This is a genomic window from Methylobacterium sp. SyP6R, from assembly GCF_019216885.1.
In the GTDB taxonomy this organism is placed as follows: domain Bacteria; phylum Pseudomonadota; class Alphaproteobacteria; order Rhizobiales; family Beijerinckiaceae; genus Methylobacterium.
The window spans coordinates 221,687-242,607 of sequence record NZ_JAAQRC020000003.1; the positions used below are offsets into that span (position 1 = coordinate 221,687).

A 20,921-nucleotide genomic window follows, 5' to 3' on the forward strand; every position below is an offset into this window, starting at 1 on the left:
AAGTGTGGCGCCGTCGCCTCTCCTGGTGGGAAACTGCCCGGAAACCGCCAAATTTAACCATCCTCGGTAGTGTGCGACGGGCACCACGGCAAAAACCTTCGATTCGTCACCGGACGACACTTGACGGGCGACCACATCCGATGGATTAGATCTTGAAAGTTAACAGCCCGGTAACCTAGCGGGCAGCCAAGGGGTGATCCAGTGAAGAGCGCCGTCTCTGCGCGCGGGCAGGTCTCCGTGCGAACGATGAGTGTTGCGCGCGGCATGTTCGCGCTGCGGTACGCCGCAACGGCGGTGTCCTACGCGGCGCCGCGGGTCATCGTCTCGGTGGATCCGGACAATGCGCAAGTCGTGAAGATGCTCTTCAGCCCGAATGCGGCGACTGGTGTACTGCGTCAGCCCGGTGATCTGTGCGTCATGACGGCGGAGAGCGAAGCGCTCGTCCTGATCACAATCCTAGGAGAAGGGTGTGATCAGCCTGATGCTGTGACACTCGAGCTGGATCGTTTGGATCGCGAGGTGCCTGCGCTTGCTGCTCCGATGCGACGGCCGGCCCTCGCGGTCGCGCCGGATGTTGCGGCGCAGAACGACGAGGATGCCGGCGGGCGGGCCGTTTCCCTGCGGCTCGCAGGCCATGTCGAGCGGCGTGGCGACCTGTTCGTCGGCGGCGGCGAGTGGCTCGGCGACCCGAACGGCACCGCTCGCATCGAAGGCTTCTCGCTCCAGTGGCCGAAGCGCCCGGCGAATGTCGACATCGCCTATGGCTGCGCTCTGCTCGGCCTCGGCCGGATGCCGGATGTCATCGTCGGTGAATATGTCGGCACCCGCATGAAGGCGCGGGCAATCAACGGCGTCACCTTCAGCCTGATCGGAGCCGATGCCGAGAAGTACTCCCTCGTCGTCGAGGCGCGTTTCAGCGACGGGACGCATTTCGGCCCGACCTTGGCGCCGGTCGACCTGCGCGGACCGACGGGGCGCGAGCACTTGGTCGCCCTGCGCTTACAGCTCACCGAGGTCACGGCGCGCAAGCCGGCGCCTGTCGAGGCGCCGCGGGTCGCGACGACCGTTTCGCCCATGGCCGCTCCGCTCGGTCAACGCAGGCCCGCCCGGATTTTCCGTGCGCCGCGCGTCGCGGCGGCGATGTAATCATTAGCAAAATTTAAGCACATCAAAGGGGCGGCACTGTGGCTGATACATATCTTGCGCCTGCAACCCAGGTACTATCGACATTTACGACAGAAGCTCCGAGTGCGTCTGGAAACGCGGCTGCGGCCAGCGCGTTGCAGGCTTCGCTCAATGACGTGATCTCGACGATTCCTCTCGGGCAGGACACCAACACATCGGTGCAGCGCGAGGTCCTGACCGGAAACGAGGTGTCGACCGCGCCGGTGGCCAGCGTCGTCTCGAGCGGGACGACCAACATCGCGAACACCTCGCAATCGCAGATCGTGTCGTATTCCGGCGGCGGTACGGTGACCGGCTCGTCGACCAGCGATCAGCCCCGGGCGATCGTCATCACCGACAATACGGCGATGAACGTCGCACTCGGTGGCGCCGGCAAGACCACGGTCGCGCTCGGCTCGGGCGAAGCGACCATCAATGCGGCGAGCACGGGTGGGACCACCGTCATCGGCGGCGCCGGCAACCTCGCGCTGACGGCGACGACCGGTGATGCGAACGTAGTGCTCGGATCAGGCACCGCGAAGATTCTCGCGGAGACCTCCGGCACGACGAAGGTCACGGCGGGCACGGGCGAGGTTCAGCTCGCGGCCACCGGTCCCGGCAACACCGAGGTCGCGCTCGGGACGGGTGCCGCTCAGATCCTGACCAACAGCACCGGCACGACCGTGGTCACCGGTGGCACCGGGACGATGAGCGTCAACGCCGTCGGCAGCGGAGCGGCGACCATCAATACCGGTCAGGCCAGCAACGCCACCGTCTCGACCGGGGGGGGCGCCGACACGCTCGTCGTCGGCAAGGGATCGGTCAATGCCGACCTCGGCTCCGGCAACAACGTCGTGCAGACTTCTGCCCCGACAACCCAGAGCGGCCAATCCGGGTTCGTCCCGTCGAACTCGCATGACGGCTACACTCTCAGTGTCGACGGCAACAACCGCATCGTGCTCGATGACGGCCAGGGTCACGTCTCGACGCTCGCCAACGTCAACGTCGTCCAGTTCAGCAACGGGTCGACTTTCGTCAAGGCCTCAACCGCCGACGAAGCGATCATCGCCCGCATGTACGAGGCGGTGCTCGACCGCACGGCCGATTCTGCCGGCATCTACAACTGGTGGGATGCGTATAACAGCGGTCAGTTGTCTCTGCAGCAGGTGGGGACGTCGTTCCTCAATTCCACCGAGGCGCAGCTGAAGGGCTTCGGGCCCAACATCGACAACGCGACGTTCGTCACCAACCTGTATCACAACCTGCTGGAGCGCGATCCCGATCAGGCGGGTCTGTTGAACTGGACGAACGCGCTCAACAACGGCGCGCTGTCGCGCGCTGACGTCCTCCTCAGCTTCACCGCCTCGGTCGAAGGGGCGGCGACGAATGCCGGCAGCGTGCTGCTCTCCACCGTCTCGGGGGCAGGCCAGGACTACACGCCCCACACCTTCAATGTCATTCCGGACGGTTCGCAGACGGTATCGGGTGGCGCGGGCTTCGACGTCGTCAACTTCGCCGGAAGCAAGTCCAGCTTCACCACGCAGATCGACCTCGACAAGGTCACGGTGTTCAACGCCGCGACCAACTCGACGACGACCATCAACCATGCCGAGTACATCAAGTTCGGCGATGGTGGCGTGATGATCAACGCCGCCAACGCGGATCAAGCCGTGATCGCGCGCATGTACGACGCGGTGCTCAACCGCGATGCCGATGCCGACGGCCTGCACAACTGGTGGGCTGCCCACGACAACGGCATGAGCCTGACGGACATCGCGCACAGCTTCCTCACGAGCCCCGAGTTCCAGGCCCAGTCGGCCAATATCTCGGACACCGCTTTCGTCTCGCTCATGTACCAGAACATGTTCGGCCGGTCCCCGGATCAGGGTGGTCTCGAGAACTGGACGAACGCGCTCTCGCACGGGATGTCGCGGGAGGATGTGGTCGTCAACATCGCCAAGTCGGTCGAGGGCGCCAGCCACTCGGCGGATACGATCAAGATCATCGACCACACCCACACCTACTGAGCCCTTTCACCATTGGAGAGAGAAGGCCGGGCCTCGCGCCCGGCCTTCCTTCGTCTACGGCCACTCGTCGTCACGGTGTGATGATCGGGGCGAAGTCGGCCTGATTTGGGACATCTTGCTGGGCAAGAGACTTGCGTGGGGTGGAGCCAGCTAGGCTAAAGGATCTCATCCCGCCGCACCGGTCGGGGCGATCTGCCTGGAAGGGACGTTTCTTTGAGTGCGCAGCGAGACCCGAACGCGATGCGAGCGGCCCAAACTGTCCTCCATGTCGGCTGCGGCGCGTATGCGCGGGAGAAGCTCCATCCGGTATTCCGCACAAGCGGATGGCGTGAGATCCGGATGGATCTCGATCCACGGGTCAAGCCGGATCTCGTCGGTTCGATGACCGACCTCTCCGCCTTTGGCGACGGGACGATCGGCGCCGTCTGGTCGTCTCACAACATCGAGCACCTGTACGATCACGAGGTCCCCGCCGCCTTCAGCGAGTTTCGCCGCGTGCTGAGCCGCGACGGGTACGCTCTGGTCACGACGCCGGATCTTGCGGCGGTGGCGCAACTCGTCGTGGATGGGCATCTGGAGGAGGCCGCCTATCAGTCACCGGCCGGTCCGGTCTCTGCGCTCGACATGATCTTCGGCCACCGTGCCTCGATTCGGTCGGGCTTCGAGCTGATGGCGCATCGCACCGCGTTCACCGCCGAGCGGCTGGGTCGTCTGCTGCTCGAGGCAGGGTTCCCGAAGGTTCTCGTCCGGCGCGGGCGACGTTACGACCTGTGGGCGGTCGCACTGATGTCGGAGACGATTCCGGACGAACCCTTCGCCGACCTCATCCGCCAATCCTGAGGATGCGGAAACCATGGCGTTGCGCGTTCTCCTCATTCACCAGACATTCCCCTCTCAGCTCGTCGCCGCACTTGAGGCGCTTGAGGCGCGAGAGGACGTCGAGCTCGCCGGGATCGGGATGAATCCCTATCGTCGCCCGGGCCTGCGGTACCGTCAGTATACCCCCGCCCTGATCGAGCACACCGGCGATGCGGTGCTCGACGACCTGACGACCCGGGCCGCGATGGCCGCCGGAGCGGCCGCGGCGGCGCGGGCTCTGCGGTACGACGGGTTCGAGCCGGACGTCATCGTCGCTCATCCCGGTTGGGGCGAGGCCCTCTACATGAAGGACCTGTTTCCGCGGGCGAAGCTGATCTGCTACTGCGAGTACTACTACCTTCGCGAGGGGGGCGAGGTGAACTTCGACCCGGAGTTCCCTCCCGCCTCGCCCGAGATCCTGCACCGGATGCGGGCCCGCAATGCCGTCACCCTCGCAAGCCTGGAAGATGCGGAGGTCGGCGTCGCCCCCACCATCTGGCAACGCTACACCTTCCCGGCTTTCCTGCACTCGCGCATCCGGATCGTCCACGAGGGGATCCTGCCACCGGAACCGCCCGGCTTTGGCAGGCCTGTTCCGCGGCGCGAGGATAACGTGGTCACGTTCGCGGCGCGCCATCTCGAACCCCATCGCGGCTTCCACACCTTCATGCGCGCCGTTCCGCGGATCCTGCAGCAGAATCCGGCTGCAGATATCCGCATCATCGGTTCCGATCAGGGCGGCTACGGCGCCCCACCTGGCGACGGCCGGACCTGGAAGGAGTTCCTCCTGGGCGAGGTCGGTGGCGAGCTCGATCCGCGGCGCGTCCATTTCCTCGGATTGCTCGACCGTCCGCGCTACGTCGAGATGCTGCGCCGGACCAGCGTCCATACATACCTGACCTACCCGTTCGTCCTTTCTTGGTCGGCCCTCGAGGCCATGGCGCTGGGCTGTCCGATGGTGATGTCGGACACCACGCCCACCCGCGAGCTGATCCGGACCGGGGACGAAGCCGAGATCGTCGACTTCTTCGACCCGGCTGCTCTGGCCGAGACGGTCTGCCGCCTGTTGGTCGATGGCCGCCGCCGCGATGAACTTGCCGCGCGCGGGCCGCAGATCGTGGTCGAGCGTCGGCTCAGCAGAGAGGACGGACAGGAGGCATGGCGGCAGCTGATCCTCTCGCTCTGATGCTGTCGTGCGCCGGAGGACCGGCTGCGCGATGGTCGCATTAGCTCTAGTCGAGGCACCGGCTCCTTGGTCGTGTCACAAATCTCTGTATGATCGGGAAGTGGAGCCGGAATGCTCGTATCGGCACGACAAGTTAGAAACAGACTGCCATACGGTCCGCGATTTGCACCGCGGCGGCGCTCGCTGTCGCGGTCCGGCGCGACGGACCTTTCAGCGACAACCGCTTGCGCTCACGTTGTGCAGGAGGCCGGTGAGGAGAATGAGTTCGATGCGGGGTAAAGCGAAGCGGCCCGGGCCGCACAAGAGGGACACGCCGCTCGACCGAGGGGTCCAGGCCGTGCGGCCTGCACTCATCCATTTATGTCTGTTTAGTCTCCTCCTTAATCTCCTGAGCTTCTCCACCGTCATCTACACTATGCAGGTATTCGATCGCGTACTGTCGACGCGTAGCATTAGCACGTTGATATCTCTGACTATCCTGTTTCTGCTTGCCACGGCTGCAACGGCCATTCTAGGTGCTTGCCGTGCCTCGGCGCTGCGCCGCATCGGCGGCGCTCTCGACCGCGAGGTTGTTCGCGATCTTTACGACCTGGTCTATGCCGAGACGCTGGAGACGCGTCGGTTAGATACAATGCATGCTTTCCGTGATCTGGAAACTATTCGACAGTTTATCGCGAGCCAAGCGATAGTGCCGCTTTTCGACTTGCCTTGGATTCCCATCTATCTGATAGTTGCCTTCTCCCTGCATGTTTGGCTCGGTACCGCCATGACGGTTGCAATCGTCGTTGTGCTGATACTGGCTGTCCTCAACGAAATTTTCAATCGCGCAAATCTCGACCGGGCCTCACAAAACGCAACTCAAGCCCAGTGGCTCTTGGACAGCGCGGTACGAGAAGCGGAAATCCTGCACGTCATGTCGATGGTCCTCGGCTTCCGGGACCAGTGGCTCGCAGCCTACAACAAGAGCCTCGCATGGCAGATTGCAGCAACCCACGTCTCCAAAACGATCGCGACGGTTCTGAAGTTCTGGCAGCAGTTCACATCGTTCGGCTTGGTGGCGCTTTCGGCGTACCTTTCCATCCAGGGGCAGGTCTCGCCCGGTGCAATGTTCGCCGTCATGTTCATCAGCGGAGCGTGTATCGGCGTCGTCCAGGCGGCTTCCAGCCAGTGGCTCGTATTCCTCCAGGCGCGCCAAGCTTATGGGCGGTTGCAGATTTTGTTCCGTGCTGCTGATGGTGCTGGATCACGGATGTCGTTGCCGCGTCCTGAGGGCCGCCTTGACGTCAGTTCGTTGGCGGTAACTGCGCCTGGCACGTCGCACTTCATCCTGAGCCAAGTGAGTTTTTCCCTGCCAGCCGGCACGGTGACAGCTGTGGTAGGGCCGAGCGGAGCCGGCAAGTCGACGCTGGTGCGCTGCCTGATTGGTATCTGGGCGCCATCTCTGGGTACGGTGCGGTTGGATGGATCGGAGCTACAGCACTGGGAGGCGGACGCATTAGGGCAACACCTAGGTTACCTGCCGCAGAGCGTAGAACTCTTGTCGGGAACGATCGCGCAGAACATAGCGCGGTTCGGGCGCGTGGACGACGCGGCGGTTCTGGCAGCGGCGCAACTGGCGGGGGTGCATGAGGTGATCCAGCAATTGCCCCAGGGCTATGGCACGGATGTGGGGGAGGGGGGGAGCGCCCTGTCGGGCGGTCAGCGGCAGCGTATCGGCTTGGCGCGTGCAATCTACGGAGACCCCGCTCTGGTGGTTTTAGACGAGCCAAATTCGAACTTGGACGCTCTAGGGGAGGCAGCTCTGGCGCAGGCGCTGGAGGTGCTGAAGGGTCGTGGGACGACCTGCGTGTTGATCACCCATAAGGCGAACGTGCTGACGCTGGCGGATTACATCCTGGTGCTAAAGGATGGCACGGTGTCGCGGTTCGGTACACGTGACGAGGTGCTCACGCCGCAGAAGGCTGCTCTACGCTCGGCCGGCTCCACCTCGCTTCCGACCCGCCATGCTGCCGCCGGATGATGCCAATGTCTTCTGACTTTACAGTCCCTGCCCCGAGTGACGTCGGGCCAGCTCCGGTGCAACATAACCAGACTGCGTTAAGCCGAACACTGGCCGTGCAGCGGCCCGCGCTGCTTCACGCGGCGCTGATCAGCCTATTTCTCAGCGTTTCAGTGCTGACCGGCAGTATATTTGTTGAGCAAGTATATGACCGAGTGATGATTCATAAACAGATAGTGACGCTGATCATTTTATTTATTATCCTAGTTGCTCAGCTCGTTGTTGCTGGTGTCCTTTCTAAGCTGCGCGATGCAATCCTTGAACGAGTGGGGCTGAATATAGATGCAGAGTTACGTCCAGCTCTCTTTAGCGTTCGAGTTCGAGCTGCGATAGGTGTCCCCAAGCCAAACGCCCGGGACGGGCTCGACGACCTTGATACGCTGCGCGGCTTCATCGGTGGAACCGGCGTGTCAGCGTTATATGATGCGTTGCCGATTCCTATATACCTCGCAGTCTGTTTCGCGATTCACAATGTGCTTGGTTTGTTCGCGGCCAGTGCCGTCGCGATCGTGGCTTTCTTAGGAATCTATCAGACTCTGCTTCGCTCCCGGCGCTTGCTAGTTCCTATGCGTGCGGCTGCCAAAACTTTAATCCTAGCCGATACATACAAAAATATCGAGGCTGTACAGGCGCTGGGAATGCGAGCAGCATTCCGCGCACGATGGGTTGAGTCTCACGAAAGAGACTCCCATTCTAATATTTTGCTCGAAGACCATCTTGCTATAATTAAATCTATAACTAATTTTTTGACTTCTGTACTTGCAGGACTATGTATGGGAGTGGGTGCATATTTAGCAATTAATAACGAAATATCTCCAGGCAATGTTGTCGGCGTAATGTTAATTGCTAACAAACTTCTGCAACCGATCTCGCAATTTATTGGTGAGCTGCCCTCATTCATGCGAGCGCGCCAAGCTTATGGGCGGTTGCAGATTTTGTTCCGTGCTGCTGATGGTGCTGGATCACGGATGTCGTTGCCGCGTCCTGAGGGCCGCCTTGACGTCAGTTCGTTGGCGGTAACTGCGCCTGGCACGTCGCACTTCATCCTGAGCCAAGTGAGTTTTTCCCTGCCAGCCGGCACGGTGACAGCTGTGGTAGGGCCGAGCGGAGCCGGCAAGTCGACGCTGGTGCGCTGCCTGATTGGTATCTGGGCGCCATCTCTGGGTACGGTGCGGTTGGATGGATCGGAGCTACAGCACTGGGAGGCGGACGCATTAGGGCAACACCTAGGTTACCTGCCGCAGAGCGTAGAACTCTTGTCGGGAACGATCGCGCAGAACATAGCGCGGTTCGGGCGCGTGGACGACGCGGCGGTTCTGGCAGCGGCGCAACTGGCGGGGGTGCATGAGGTGATCCAGCAATTGCCCCAGGGCTATGGCACGGATGTGGGGGAGGGGGGGAGCGCCCTGTCGGGCGGTCAGCGGCAGCGTATCGGCTTGGCGCGTGCAATCTACGGAGACCCCGCTCTGGTGGTTTTAGACGAGCCAAATTCGAACTTGGACGCTCTAGGGGAGGCAGCTCTGGCGCAGGCGCTGGAGGTGCTGAAGGGTCGTGGGACGACCTGCGTGTTGATCACCCATAAGGCGAACGTGCTGACGCTGGCGGATTACATCCTGGTGCTAAAGGATGGCACGGTGTCGCGGTTCGGTACACGTGACGAGGTGCTCACGCCACGTGAATCAGTATGGAGTAACAACAACCCGAGCGCCTCATAAGTTTTCACTGCTTCCAACACATCTTTGATCTGAGGCATCAAATGCAGCTTACATCGCAAATGCATGCACCTACGATACAAACTAGCTGGCACAAGCCAGTTTCACTTGCATATCTTATTATTCTGACGACTTTTGGCGGCGGCGCCGGATGGGCCACTTTTGCTAGGTTAGAAAGTGCGGCTATCGCCAACGGCGTTGTCGTCGCGGAGACGAATAGAAAGACTATTCAACACCTCGAGGGAGGAATAGTGCGTGAAATTTTAGTCAAAGACGGGGATCGAGTGCAAGAAGGTGATATAATTTTAAAGATGGACGATACACAAGCAAAATCAAATCTCGATACTATAAAAAACCAAATAAATGTCTTCAGAATACAGGAAGCTAGACTTCTTGCGGAGCTGCATAAGTCATCGAAAATAGTTTTGCCAAATGATATAGCCGGTCGATTAAGTGAGTACCAAATAAGGCGTGTCTATGATGACCAAGTAAGCAATATGTTACAGCGCGCAACGTACATTAAGTCGCAAGTTGATGTATTGAACTCAAAAATCTTACAATCGGAGCAGGAATTAAGTGCGCTCGCAAATGACGCTGAACGCGCAAGTCAGCAATTGCTGACCATAGATCAAGAGCTTGGCGGACTGCGGCAACTCCTCGCTAAGCAACTAGTGCCCATTTCGCGCGTTGCGAGCCTCGAACGCGAGAGGATTCGGTTACAAGGAGTCTCGGAGAGAGCTGTATCAGATAAGAAAAAAGTTGCGCAGTCAATACAAGAAACAAATCTGACAATAGTGCAGATTCAGAAGCAATTTCTTCAGCAGGTATCATCCGATATTGTGGATGTACGGAAAACGCTTTCCGAGCTAGCGGAGAAAGAAAGAGTTGCGAATGATATTTTACAACGAACGGAACTGAAAGCTCCGAGGACCGGAATTGTACAAGCATCAAAAATTTTTACGATCGGCGCAGTAATTAGACCTGGTGACCCAATACTTGAGATATCGCCCACGGGAGATCAATTAACAATTTCTATACAGATATCGCCAGGAGATATTGATTCGATTAGTGAAGGTCTTACCGCTCAGGTGCGATTCCCTACATATCATTCACGTCGGGTGCCTTTCATGTTTGGACATCTTAAATCGGTTTCGTATGATCGCGTCACGGACCCCCAAGATCCGCGTAATTTTTACTATCAGGGACAAATTACTGTTGACGCAGCCTCAGTACCGCTGGAAATCAAAGATAAACTAAAACCTGGCATACCAGCAGAGGTAATAGTTACGACCGGGGAGCAAACACCAATTGATTATTTCTTAGGACCACTTTTCGATAGACTAGCACACGGTTTGCGTGAACGTTAAAATTTGGCAAAATAAGGAGAGCGAAGTTGTAATACGCATGACAAATGGAATATATCTGCCTCTATCATAAAAGCTTCAGGTAGCATAGAGATGAAAAATCGCAATAAAACCTCTGACACACATCAAAAAATTAATCAGGTCTTATCAATCGCTATACCTGTTAGCGAAGAACAAGAATGGGCACACATTGATTTTGAAAGTATCGCTATTCATTCTGTGTCAGTTAACAGCGATGGTGACATTATACTGACGCCTTTAACAAAAATTGCGGAAGTTGGCATGCCACTGTTCGTCGGTGTATTCTATAGAAATGACGAAAATTACAATGTTGCAAATTCAATACTTCAACTTCAATCTGGACCGATTAATTTTAGACTTGCCGAACTTGTCAAAATCGACAGTCTCGATCCCCATCAGCTACTTAGCCAAGTTAATACCCAACTTGTTAGATTTACTCTGGTATTAACGGCATTTAATAGAGATTTAATGCTGTCGCAAAATACATTAAGATTAGAATACGAAAAGATCCATAGACGATTTTCGGCACTAGACTCATTCATTCAAAGTGCGGATGTCAAGTTGATACGGGAGCGTATATCATTATTACCTGAGCAGGAGCAAAATGATGACTTCCCTCGCTTAGATCTTGGCAGATCTGTTATATCGCAAACACTTCCTACTTATTCGTCGGGGCTCGCTGCAGTATCGCTTCGGCTTGGGTTTATCGATCCAACTCAAGGTACAAAAATATCTGTCAGTCTTAGAGTCGGAGATAATCCGCATCCCGAGTTTCGCTGGATCATTGCTTCTGAAGATATCTTAGAGAGTGGCGGGTGGATAATTTTGAGTCTCAATAGAGCAATTGATTCTCCAAACAAGAGTGTTGTGCTGCAGGTCGATCTTCGAGAAGGCGAATTAAATACGGCATGGATTGGGCTTGGTCCAGTATCTGCCAATAATCAGTATGTTGTACATGAAGCTCGTACGAATGAGTCGATATCTAACAGGTGTTTAGCGTTACGAACGTGGGAGGCCCCACCCGGTACAGCCGTGCCGGTCACAGCGAACATGATTCGCCCAACCTATGTTCGTTCTACAGAGCCTAACAACCGCATCTCAACTAGACACCGTTTATCCGCTCCGGCTCTTGAAAAAGTGAAGTCTGGCACGGACGACTCCTGGGCGTCCGGATTCAGCCCCGTAATTTATGATCATTATACGGACGCTATTTGCGTCCACCCGCCAAATAACGGATATACACTTGCAGTAATCAATGGCATAATTCCTTCTTCGGCAAATTTGGTTATTGCGAAGTCAATGATTGCCAATGAAAAATCCAATGATATTGAATTTTGTATTGCGATATTTGACCCTGAGCTGGCTCGCTTGAAAGCTGGGGATATGCGCAGCCCAATTGCTGGCACTTTGAGCTGGTCAGGATGGACGAGGGTGTCGGCGTCTATGGGTAAAGTCCCGCTGTCGGTCATCGTTCCAGAAGAAACGAAAGATAAGTTTCGAGCCAATCTTTCACTAGCTCTCATTACAAAAATGAGTTCCGGTCGCAACAACGATTTTGCGTGGGCTCGCTTTATTGACATCGAGGTTGAATAAAATGCTGATACGTACGTTCGAGCACAAAAACCCAGATGCGTCTAAGGCGCATGATCTGAATTCTGCCTCCAGCCTTGTAGTTATTATACCTGTCTACAAGCATTCTGGGCTTTTAGTGGAAGCAGTACAAAGTGCCCTTGCTCAGCAATTATCTGTTGAATTAAAAGTAATCATCGTCAATGACGGGTGCCCGTTCCTCGAAACCCACCTTGTGGGCACAACGCTCCAAGCGGCACACGATAACGTTGAATATATTTATAAAACAAACGGCGGACCGAGTTCTGCACGCAATATAGCTATTGAATATATTATTGACAATCATTCAGAGGTAAGCTGCGTTTTCTTTCTTGACGCAGACAATAGGCTTTCGGAGCACGCCCTTGAAACGGCGTATAAATTGTTAAGCGCAAGACCAGACATCGGATGGGTATATCCTCACATATCCGCATTCGAAGTTGACTGGGATGGAGATTATAGCTCTCCGTATTCAAAACTTTTTCATATTGCCCATAACAATGTTTGCGATACGGGAAGTCTTATAAAAATAGAGTTGTTGAAAAAGATACGGTTTAACGAAAATGCGAGGTCTGGCTTCGAGGATTGGGATTTTTGGCTTGCGGCTATTGCTGCAGGTTATAAGGGTGTTTGCTGTCCCGAGATGGGCTTTGAATATAGGAATCGTGCTGAAAGTAGATTCAAGGAGGTGAGCCGGGATCGGGGTGCTGTTACTGGTTATTTGCGTGAGCGTTACAAACATATTTTCACGCCACGTACGCTGCTCAGGTTTGAGCATGAAGAATGCCCGCGTTTCGCCTACTACGACGTAGATGCAATGCAGTTTCGCCTGTTCTCAGATCCTGTCTTGGAAGGGCAACGGCTAAGCGTACCGCGGTTTTGCCAGGAGTTTTGGGCTGCGTCGGCTGAACCAGAAATGTTTAATGCTCCTGACTATTTTCTGTGGGGCGGCAACAAGGTATTAAATGAGCTTACAAAGGCAAAACTAATTCATAATATATTTTGGATAATTCAACGGCTTCTGAAAAACAATCACTTTGTGGCTGTCAAATTATTACCGAGTGCGGACGATGTTGCGATCGATGTTTCACAAATAAGGGTAGATGAACCACTAAGTAGCAGTCTCTCAATTATCGCTGGGCGATCGGATATTATTCGGCAATCCGCTGATGATGAATCGGATGAGTGGCTTAAGTCAATCATCAGCCTTACTCCCGGGCCCAAAATAATGCAAATAAATGTTCGAGGAAATTTACGATCATCGCATATTAGTCATTCTAGCTCATCACTTCTCAGCCATGTTCTTCTGACTCGCACTGCTCTTCGTGATAGCGTTTTTCGAAAAAACAGCACGCCAAAATTTGGTTGGCGAGATAAAATTTCACCCCCGATCAATGATGGTCATAAAATCCTCGAAAGATATCTTGGGTGCGATGCCATTATCCCGTGGTCCTCTGATGCCGACAGAGCTAACGTTGGATTCGTTGTCCCCTTCGCATCTTTTGGGGGATCAGAGAAAGTTGGGTATGCGATAGCTCAGCAACTGCGAAAATACGGTTTTAAAACGCATCTCTTTGTCGTTGGCGGAAATCAGCAAAGAGTCATTTCGGAATTCGATGACGCTTTTGATACTATAAATTTTTTTGGGTTCGAGCATCCATTTCTATGGGGTGGGTCTCAATATGGCCGTGGTACGGAATTTCCTAGTAAATCAGACAACGGACTTCATCATGAAACATTGCTTGGTATGACTTGTGCAATGGATGTTGTGATAAATTGCCAGTCTGCACCATTCAACGCAATCGCCGGCGACTTAAAAGGGCTTGGGATCCGCACATTATATTATATTCATTTATTTGACCGGTCCGCAGTCGGCCGCGAGGTTGGTCATCCGTTCCTAGGAATGTTATATGAGCATGCATACGATAAGTTTTTGCTTTGTTCTGAGAACCTATCCCATCGTCTCCATGGACTTGGCGTCCCACGTGCAAAACTAATGACAATACAAAACGCACCTAGTTTTACGGTGGATGCAAGTCTGCTGGATATAGCGCGAACGCGTCGATCTAGTTATCGTGAAGGCCCGCTTAATATTCTTTATATTGGAAGACTTGATGTACAAAAAGGTGTCGAAAGGGTCATCGGCCTTGCTGAGGCCTGCGCTGTGACTGACATAGATGTTAACTTTAGGCTGATTGGAGCGTCGCTTGTGGATGCACACTTGTCAGAAAAATCTATCAGAGAACTCTGGCGTGCTCGAATTAGCGTTGAGCCACCTGTTTTTAGATCGGACCAGCTTCACCAAGTGTTTTTGGATGCAGACGTTCTTATATTGCCATCTAGGTGGGAGGGGGCGCCCCTAGTCATATTAGAAGCCCAGCAATCGGGGTGTGTACCTATCGCGACGGATGTTGGTGCGGTTTCAGAGTTGATTAACAGCTGGCAAGACGGAGTGCTCATTCCTGATGAGGATGATGCAGAGGTTGTTGCCTGTTTTATCGAAGCACTAACTAGACTCGCAAGCGATCGCGATACTCTCCGAAAGTTATCTCTTGCCGCTCTTGACAGAGTTTCAGGCATAAATTGGGATAAATCCACGCGCGTCCTTGCAGATTATTTATGTGAAATCTATCCAAGCAAAATTAAAATGATAGATGAAAAATAAATTATGCATCACATCACTTAAGAATGGATGATTATACATGTAAAGGCAAATTTTTTGAGTGGGCTAATTGCTCGACTCTTAAATCGACTGGAAAGTCATAGTACATCAAGTTTGCAACTAAGCGCTAGTAGGAGATATGTATGACAAAGGTGCTTCTCACGGGTATGTGCAGTGCTGCCGATCGGTTGATTCGCGATGATGGCCGCGGCGGACTTCGATACGACGCTTTCGCACAGCCTCCTCTCACTTGTAAAGCTGTGCGGAGTGAGTTCGAGCGGGCGGCAAATCTAGGAAATTATCTCATAACCGAGGGGGCTTATCGTGCCGCATGTGAATGCGATGTCGAATATCTTCCATTTTGGTACGTTCTTGATTTGTTCAAAAATCCTGATCAATTAGCGGTTTTAAGCAATAAATACGATATATTATTGTTTGCTACTGCTAATATACTTCATACCGAATTTGATATATCCACAGAAGTACAATTTCTTGAACAATGGAAAAAACAAATTGTTCTAATGTCTGTAGGTTTGCAGCGGGTCACAGATCTTCAGCGAAGTCTCCCTCCGAGTACAGTACGATTTATAAATCTTTTGAAATGTGATCATGTCACAACGTTCACTCGCGGCCCTATGACGCGGGACTTCTTGCTGAGCCGCGGCGTTCGAAATATCGTGGATGCATGTTGCCCGTCGGCTTTCGCGTACCCAGAATCCATGCTCAACAGTATGCGAATGATTTCTCATGGCCGAATGGAGTTTGAGGAGTTGTGGCTGAATGGATATATCGGTACTCTGCCTGCGTCCCATCGCGATTTGTATTCGTTGGCTAAACACGCGAAACGGTTAATTTATGTGTATCAGGACGAGCCATTATTGGGTGGTGTTTTAAATAAATACGCTAACGAAGACGTAATTTATCGAGATAATACTTGCACTTTTACTGCAGGACCGACAAACGTAGATTTGGCTGGTATCAGCAAACAACCTGAGTTCGCAGCATTTTTTCAGCCGGAAGTATGGCGAGCACAAATCGCGTCCGCTGATTTATCAATTGGGCGTCGATTTCATGGAAATATTATCGCTATGCAAGTGGGAAGGCCGGCATTATTCATAGGACATGATGATCGGGTAATCGATATGGTTTCAGCGATAGGGGCGCCGATTGCAGATTCGGAGATCTGGAATAGCGCGGCAGATAGGAAAATTGCCATAGATGCGATTATTCGTGATTTTAATATTTCGGAGGCAGAGGATAAATACATGAATGCTTTCGAGCGTTTCTCTGATGGTCTTCGTAGGTCAGGGCTTAAAACATAGTTCACTAGCAGTAGTATTGAAAAGGGGCGATAGCGATGCGCGTGAGTGGTGCGACGTGCCGCTCACGTTCGCCATCCAAGTGTGGTATCTATGCTTGAGCGCACGCTGATCGCGGAATGGATGCGGCGAGTACGCCAGATGCGCCTGCGTGCCGGCAGCCTGCTTCCCGACCAGAGCGCCCTACGGCTATCGACTCGATCTCGACCGGAGTTCGGCTGGAGCTGGTCAAGGGTGCCATGGTGCAGCAGGTCTTCGCCCGCTACGTCCAGGAGGAGGCCAGCCTGTTCGGCCTGGTCAACTATCTCCGCGCGTAATTACCCAGGGGGTGCCGGGACGGGCGGTTCCATCGCGGCTTAGGCGTCAGGTCTCCCCCCCCATGCCGTCTGACGGTTTGACTGATTCCCTGTCGGGATGAGCCGCAGTGACCTGGAGCGCCTGAGCAAGGAGGAGCTGATCGAGCTGGTGCTGAAGCTGCACCGGCCGGATAAGACCTCGCGCACCTCGTCCAAGCCGCCGGCCACGGATCGCAAGGAACGGCGGGAGAAGTCCCGCCCTGGCGGGGCCAAACCCGGGCATGAGGGCTACAAGCGGGCGCTGACGCCGGATCCGGGTCAGATGAGTAGAGCATCGGCCCTGCGCCTGCTCATCGTGCGGCGAGCCGCTGCCGGCCGATCTTCCGGCCGAGGTCGTCAGCGTGCATGAGCGGATCGACCTGCCGCTGGTGCATCCGGTCGTGGAGCAGCACCGGCGCCTGTGCGTGACCTGCCCAGCCTGCCGGACCCGGGTCGCCTCCCCGCGTCCGGCGGGGTCTGACGCGACGCCGTTCGGGCCGCGGCTGCACGCGGTGGCGACGTACCTGAAGACTGATCCTCCCTCGGTTTCGCGGACACCTCTGATACGCTCGTTTCGGGCGGGGAAGGTGTTTGATGGCGAAGACACGACGCGAGTTCACCCCCGAGTTCAAACGCGAGGCGGTCGCCCTGCTCGAGAGCAGCGGCCGGTCGCAGATGCAGGTCGCCGCCGAGCTCGGGATCCAGCCCTCCATGCTGCGCCAGTGGCGAACTGCGCTGATGGAGGGCTCGCCGCAAAGCGACCCGCAGGCTTGCCGGGCTCCGCTCCTATGAGCCCGGTTGCCTCGCCGTCCGACCAGGCGGCTGAGATCGCCCGCCTGCGCCGCGAACTCGACCGGACGCGCATGGAGCGCGACGTGCTAAAAAAAGCGATCGGCATCTTCGCGGAGATGCTCAAATGACGTTCACTTTCATCGAGCAGCATGCGACCACCTGGCCGGTGCGTCTCATGTGCCGCGTGCTCGGAGTGTCCCCCAGCGGCTACTACGGCTGGCGATCACGTCCAGAAAGCGCCCGGTCGGTGTCCAACGGGCAACTCCTCGACGACGTGCAGCGGATCCATACGGGGCATCAGAGGCGATATGGTTCGCCCCGGGTGCATGCGGCCCTGCGCGCGGAAGGCCGCCCAGCCAGCTGCGGGCGGGTGGAGCGCCTGATGCGTCGCCATGGCATCCGGGCCCTGGCGGGGCGCCGGTTCCGGCCCTGCACGACCGACAGCCGGCACGACCTGCCGATCGCCTCCAATCTCCTCAAGCAGCAGTTCTCGGTCGCGTTACCCAACCAGGTCTGGTTGGCAGACATCACCTACCTGCCCACAGCAGAAAGCTGGCTTTACCTGGCCGCCGTCCTTGATCTCGCTACTCGTAAGATCGTCGCCTGGTCAATGCGCGACCACATGCGGACTGAACCGACGTCGGCTGCTCTGATGATGGCCACCCAACGGCAGCGGCCGTCTGCCGGGCTCATCTGTCACTCGGATCGCGGCAGCAAGTACGCAGCGGAGGCTTACCGCAGGCAACTCGCCGATATCCAGGCGATACCCTCCATGAGCCGCGCCGGCTGCTGCTACGACAATGCCCCGATGGAGAGCTTCTTCCACACCCTCAAGGTCGAACTCGTCCACCAGCGACGTTGGGCGACCCGGGATGAGGCCCGACGCGACCTGTTCGCTTACATCGAGGGCTACTACAATCGACAGCGGCTCCACTCGGCTCTCGGCTACATCACGCCCGAGCAGGCCGAGCGGAACGCAGGCTAACCCACGTGTCCGCGAAAACGGAGGAGGATCAGCTCGCCGCCGGTCAGGAGAAGCTGCGCCGTCCGCCGCGGCGACGGGCGCCGCCAGACGGGACCAGGGGCAGGTCGCATCCGCGGCGGGCCGCCCCTGAGAGCAGCAACGCAGAGCCGGACGCTCATCACGCCACCCCGGAAGCCCGAGGCCTGCAGCTCGCGCCACAGCCGCGTCGCGTTGCGCTCGCCTTTGTCGAGCCGCCGCACGAGGTAGGGCACGAAGGAATCGGTGATCCGCGCCCGTTCGCCCTTGCACCAGGTCGGCGCCGTGCCGGCCCGTAGCCAGTGCCGCACCGTGTTCCGCGACAGCCCGGTCTCGCGCACGATGGCGCGGATGCCCTGGCCGTCCCGAGCCAGGGCTGCAACGTGCTGGAAGCGGGCTCCCGGTCCGCCTGCCCCTGCTGCTGTCGCCGCTGCGCCTTGGTGGCCGAACGGGGTTTGACCGGCGTTGCTTCCGCTGCGGCTCGGCTCACGATGGTCCGCGCGACACGGGAGAACTCGCCGCGGTGCCGATCGAGCACCTGCATCAGCGCTTGCGAGCCGTTACAGAGCAGATGCCATCGATCCGCGCCTGGACCGCCCCGGGTGCGCCGCGACGCACGCCATCGGCGTAGGCACCGGCGCGGTCACGAGCCACGACCTCGACGCCGGGATGCTGCTGCAGCCAGTCGGCCACGGTAGCGGCCTCGCGGTCGGGCAGCAGGTCGATGACCTGGCCTCGCACCAGATCGCACAGGATCGTGCCGTAGCGCTGACCGCGCCGCCAAGCCCAATCATCGTAAGCGGAACCCTCAGGCCACGGCTTTGAGGTCTTGCGCGCTGGCGTAGGCCCAGGGCATCAACTCGTCGAGGCGGCGGTTGGGATGGCCCTCGGCGATGCGGGTGAGCACGTCGCTCAGGTAGGCATGCGGCTCCACGCCGTTCAGCTTGCACGTCTCGACCAGCGAGGCGATCACCGCCCAGTGCTGACCGCCGCCGTCCGAACCAGCAAACAACGCGTTCTTGCGCGTCAGCGCCAGCGGCCGGATCGCCCGCTCGACCACGTTCGAGTCGAGCTCGACCCGGCCATCCTCCAGGAACACGCTCAGCCCCGCCCAGCGCGACAGCGCGTAGCGGATCGCCTCGGCCAGCCGGCTCTTCTGGCTGATCTGCCCGAGCTTCTCGCGCAGCCAGGGCTCCAGCGCCGCGATCACCGGACGGCTGTGCTCCTGGCGCTGCGCTCGCCGCTCCTCGGCCGAGCGGCCGCGGATCTCCGCTTCGGTCCGGTACAGGCGCGCGATCCGCTCCAGCGCCTGCGTGGCGATCGGCGCCGGCCCGCCCTGCGCCAGTTCATAGAAGCGCCGACGCACGTGCGCCCAGCAGAACGCCAGCTGGATCCCGCCGCGATCCGCCAGTGCCTTGTAGCCGCCATAGCCGTCGACCTGCAGCACGCCCACAAAGCCGCTCAGGTGACGAAGAGGCCGCTCGGCCGTACGGTCCGGGGCGTAGACGTAGGCCACGCCCGGCGGATCGCGTCCGCCCCAGGGCCGGTCGTCCCGCGCATAGGCCCACAGCTGCCCCGTCTTGGTGCGACCGCGCCCGGGATCGAGCACCGGCGCGGTCGTCTCGTCGGCAAATAGCTTGCCGCTGGCTCGTAGCGTCTCCAGCAGGCGTTCGTGCACGGGACGCAGCGCGAAGGCAGCGCGCCCGACCCAGTCGGCCAGGGTCGAGCGGTGGAGGCAGATGCCCTGGCGTGCGAAGATCTGCGCCTGCCGGTAGAGCGGCAGGTGGTCCGCGTATTTGGAGACCAACACCTGCGCCACCAGCGCGTCGCTGGGCAGGCCACCCTCGATCAGGCGGGCGGGCGCGGGCGCCTGCACGACCGCCTCCTCGCAGGCCCGGCACGCATAGCGCGGCCGGCGGATCACCAGGACCCGGACCTGCGCCGGCACCACGTCGAGGCGCTCAGAGACGTCCTCGCCGATCCGGTGCAAGGTCCCGGCACAGCACGGGCAGACCAGGCTGGCGGGATCGACGACGCGCTCGACCCGCGGCAGATGGGCGGGCAGGGCTCCCCGGTTGCGCCGCCGCTCGGCGACCCGCGTCGCCCGGCTGGCCGGCTCGCTGTCGGCGGCAGCCAGGGTGGCGGCCTCGCCCTGCTCGGCCTCCTCCAGCCCCAGCAGCAGCTGGTCCTCCGGCAGGCTCTCGGCTCGCCGCCCGAAGCGGTGGCGTTGCATCGCCTGGATGATCTGGCGCAGCCGCTCGTTCTCGGCCCGCTCCTCGGCCAACAGCGCCTTGAGCGTCTCGGGATCGTCCGGCGGAGGGGAAGCGGGAGCAGCCACGAACAAGATTAGAGCATAGTTCTCAGCTACTTGCGATGGCCTTGAGGCGTCCTGCGCACTCCGCCGCTCAGCCCGCCACAGTGGGGGTCACGACGGGGCGCAGGCCGTGAACGCGCCGCCAGTCCAGACCCTCGAGCAGGGCCGAGAGCTGGGCGGCGGTCAGGTGCACGGTGCTGTCGCGAGGCGCCGGCCAGTGGAAGGCGCCGCTCTCGAGCCGCTTGGCCACCAGAACCAGGCCGGTCCCATCCCAGAACACCAGCTTGATCCTGTCGGCGCGCTTGGAACGGAACACGTAGACGCTGCCCGAGAACGGATTGGCGCCGATGGCGTCACGTACCAGGGCGGCGAGGCCATCAACGCCTTTGCGGAAGTCGACCGGGCGGGTGGCCACCATCACCCTCACGGCTCCGCTGGGCCCGATCACGACCGCGGCCTCAGGGCCTGGATCACCGCCCTGATCTGAGCCTCGCTGGCGT

13 protein-coding genes and 3 pseudogenes are annotated in these 20,921 nt (G+C 58.0%); 12 read left to right on the plus strand and 4 right to left on the minus strand.

All coding sequences use genetic code 11. From position 1 onward, the window contains the following. The first annotated feature begins 201 nt into the window (after nucleotides 1–201). The 12 genes and pseudogenes from HBB12_RS33710 to HBB12_RS33765 all read left to right on the plus strand — a co-directional run bounded on the left by HBB12_RS33710 (nucleotide 202) and on the right by HBB12_RS33765 (nucleotide 18,092). Complete coding sequence (locus tag HBB12_RS33710) at nucleotides 202–1,146, plus strand: hypothetical protein (RefSeq protein ID WP_236993610.1); 945 nt, start codon at nucleotides 202–204, stop codon at nucleotides 1,144–1,146. A 134-nt stretch (nucleotides 1,147–1,280) separates the two neighbouring features. After that, complete coding sequence (locus HBB12_RS33715; protein WP_236993611.1) at nucleotides 1,281–3,191, plus strand: DUF4214 domain-containing protein; 1,911 nt, start codon at nucleotides 1,281–1,283, stop codon at nucleotides 3,189–3,191. Nucleotides 3,192–3,431: 240 nt separating this feature from the next. After that, nucleotides 3,432–4,031 (plus strand): class I SAM-dependent methyltransferase, encoded by a 600-nt coding sequence (locus tag HBB12_RS33720; protein WP_272913338.1) that lies wholly within the window; start codon nucleotides 3,432–3,434, stop codon nucleotides 4,029–4,031. Nucleotides 4,032–4,044: 13 nt separating this feature from the next. Further along, nucleotides 4,045–5,235, plus strand: coding sequence for a glycosyltransferase (locus HBB12_RS33725; RefSeq protein WP_236993613.1), 1,191 nt, complete (start codon nucleotides 4,045–4,047; stop codon nucleotides 5,233–5,235). 268 nt (nucleotides 5,236–5,503) lie between these two features. Next, complete coding sequence (locus tag HBB12_RS33730) at nucleotides 5,504–7,255, plus strand: type I secretion system permease/ATPase (RefSeq protein ID WP_236993614.1); 1,752 nt, start codon at nucleotides 5,504–5,506, stop codon at nucleotides 7,253–7,255. Between the two features lie 95 nt (nucleotides 7,256–7,350). Further along, nucleotides 7,351–9,009, plus strand: a complete 1,659-nt coding sequence (locus HBB12_RS33735; RefSeq protein WP_236993615.1) for a type I secretion system permease/ATPase — start codon at nucleotides 7,351–7,353, stop codon at nucleotides 9,007–9,009. A 41-nt stretch (nucleotides 9,010–9,050) separates the two neighbouring features. Further along, on the plus strand, nucleotides 9,051–10,373 hold the full coding sequence (locus HBB12_RS33740) for an HlyD family type I secretion periplasmic adaptor subunit (RefSeq protein ID WP_236993616.1): 1,323 nt from the start codon (nucleotides 9,051–9,053) through the stop codon (nucleotides 10,371–10,373). Between the two features lie 90 nt (nucleotides 10,374–10,463). Continuing rightward, nucleotides 10,464–11,984, plus strand: a complete 1,521-nt coding sequence (locus tag HBB12_RS33745; RefSeq protein WP_236993617.1) for a DUF6212 domain-containing protein — start codon at nucleotides 10,464–10,466, stop codon at nucleotides 11,982–11,984. A 1-nt stretch (nucleotide 11,985) separates the two neighbouring features. Beyond that, nucleotides 11,986–14,664, plus strand: a complete 2,679-nt coding sequence (locus HBB12_RS33750) for a glycosyltransferase (RefSeq protein WP_236993618.1) — start codon at nucleotides 11,986–11,988, stop codon at nucleotides 14,662–14,664. 140 nt (nucleotides 14,665–14,804) lie between these two features. Next, complete coding sequence (locus HBB12_RS33755; protein WP_236993619.1) at nucleotides 14,805–15,983, plus strand: polysaccharide pyruvyl transferase family protein; 1,179 nt, start codon at nucleotides 14,805–14,807, stop codon at nucleotides 15,981–15,983. 411 nt (nucleotides 15,984–16,394) lie between these two features. Then, nucleotides 16,395–16,848, plus strand: a pseudogene (locus HBB12_RS33760) (IS66 family transposase); the annotation flags it as partial. Nucleotides 16,849–16,909: 61 nt separating this feature from the next. Beyond that, nucleotides 16,910–18,092, plus strand: a pseudogene (locus HBB12_RS33765) (IS3 family transposase). On the opposite strand, the gene HBB12_RS33770 reads toward HBB12_RS33765, so the two are convergent. From HBB12_RS33770 to tnpB, 4 genes and pseudogenes are all read right to left on the minus strand, one after another. After that, the gene (locus HBB12_RS33770) at nucleotides 18,089–18,448 is read right to left on the minus strand and encodes a hypothetical protein (RefSeq protein WP_236993620.1); all 360 of its coding nucleotides are present in this window, start codon (nucleotides 18,446–18,448) and stop codon (nucleotides 18,089–18,091) included. The pseudogene HBB12_RS33765 and the gene HBB12_RS33770 overlap by 4 nt on opposite strands. A gap of 104 nt (nucleotides 18,449–18,552) precedes the next feature. Further along, nucleotides 18,553–18,902: pseudogene (locus tag HBB12_RS33775) on the minus strand (ISL3 family transposase); the annotation flags it as partial. A gap of 13 nt (nucleotides 18,903–18,915) precedes the next feature. Further along, nucleotides 18,916–20,445, minus strand: a complete 1,530-nt coding sequence (gene tnpC / locus HBB12_RS33780; RefSeq protein WP_236993621.1) for an IS66 family transposase — start codon at nucleotides 20,443–20,445, stop codon at nucleotides 18,916–18,918. 67 nt (nucleotides 20,446–20,512) lie between these two features. Continuing rightward, nucleotides 20,513–20,869, minus strand: a complete 357-nt coding sequence (gene tnpB, locus HBB12_RS33785; protein WP_236993622.1) for an IS66 family insertion sequence element accessory protein TnpB — start codon at nucleotides 20,867–20,869, stop codon at nucleotides 20,513–20,515. Nucleotides 20,870–20,921 lie beyond the last annotated feature (52 nt).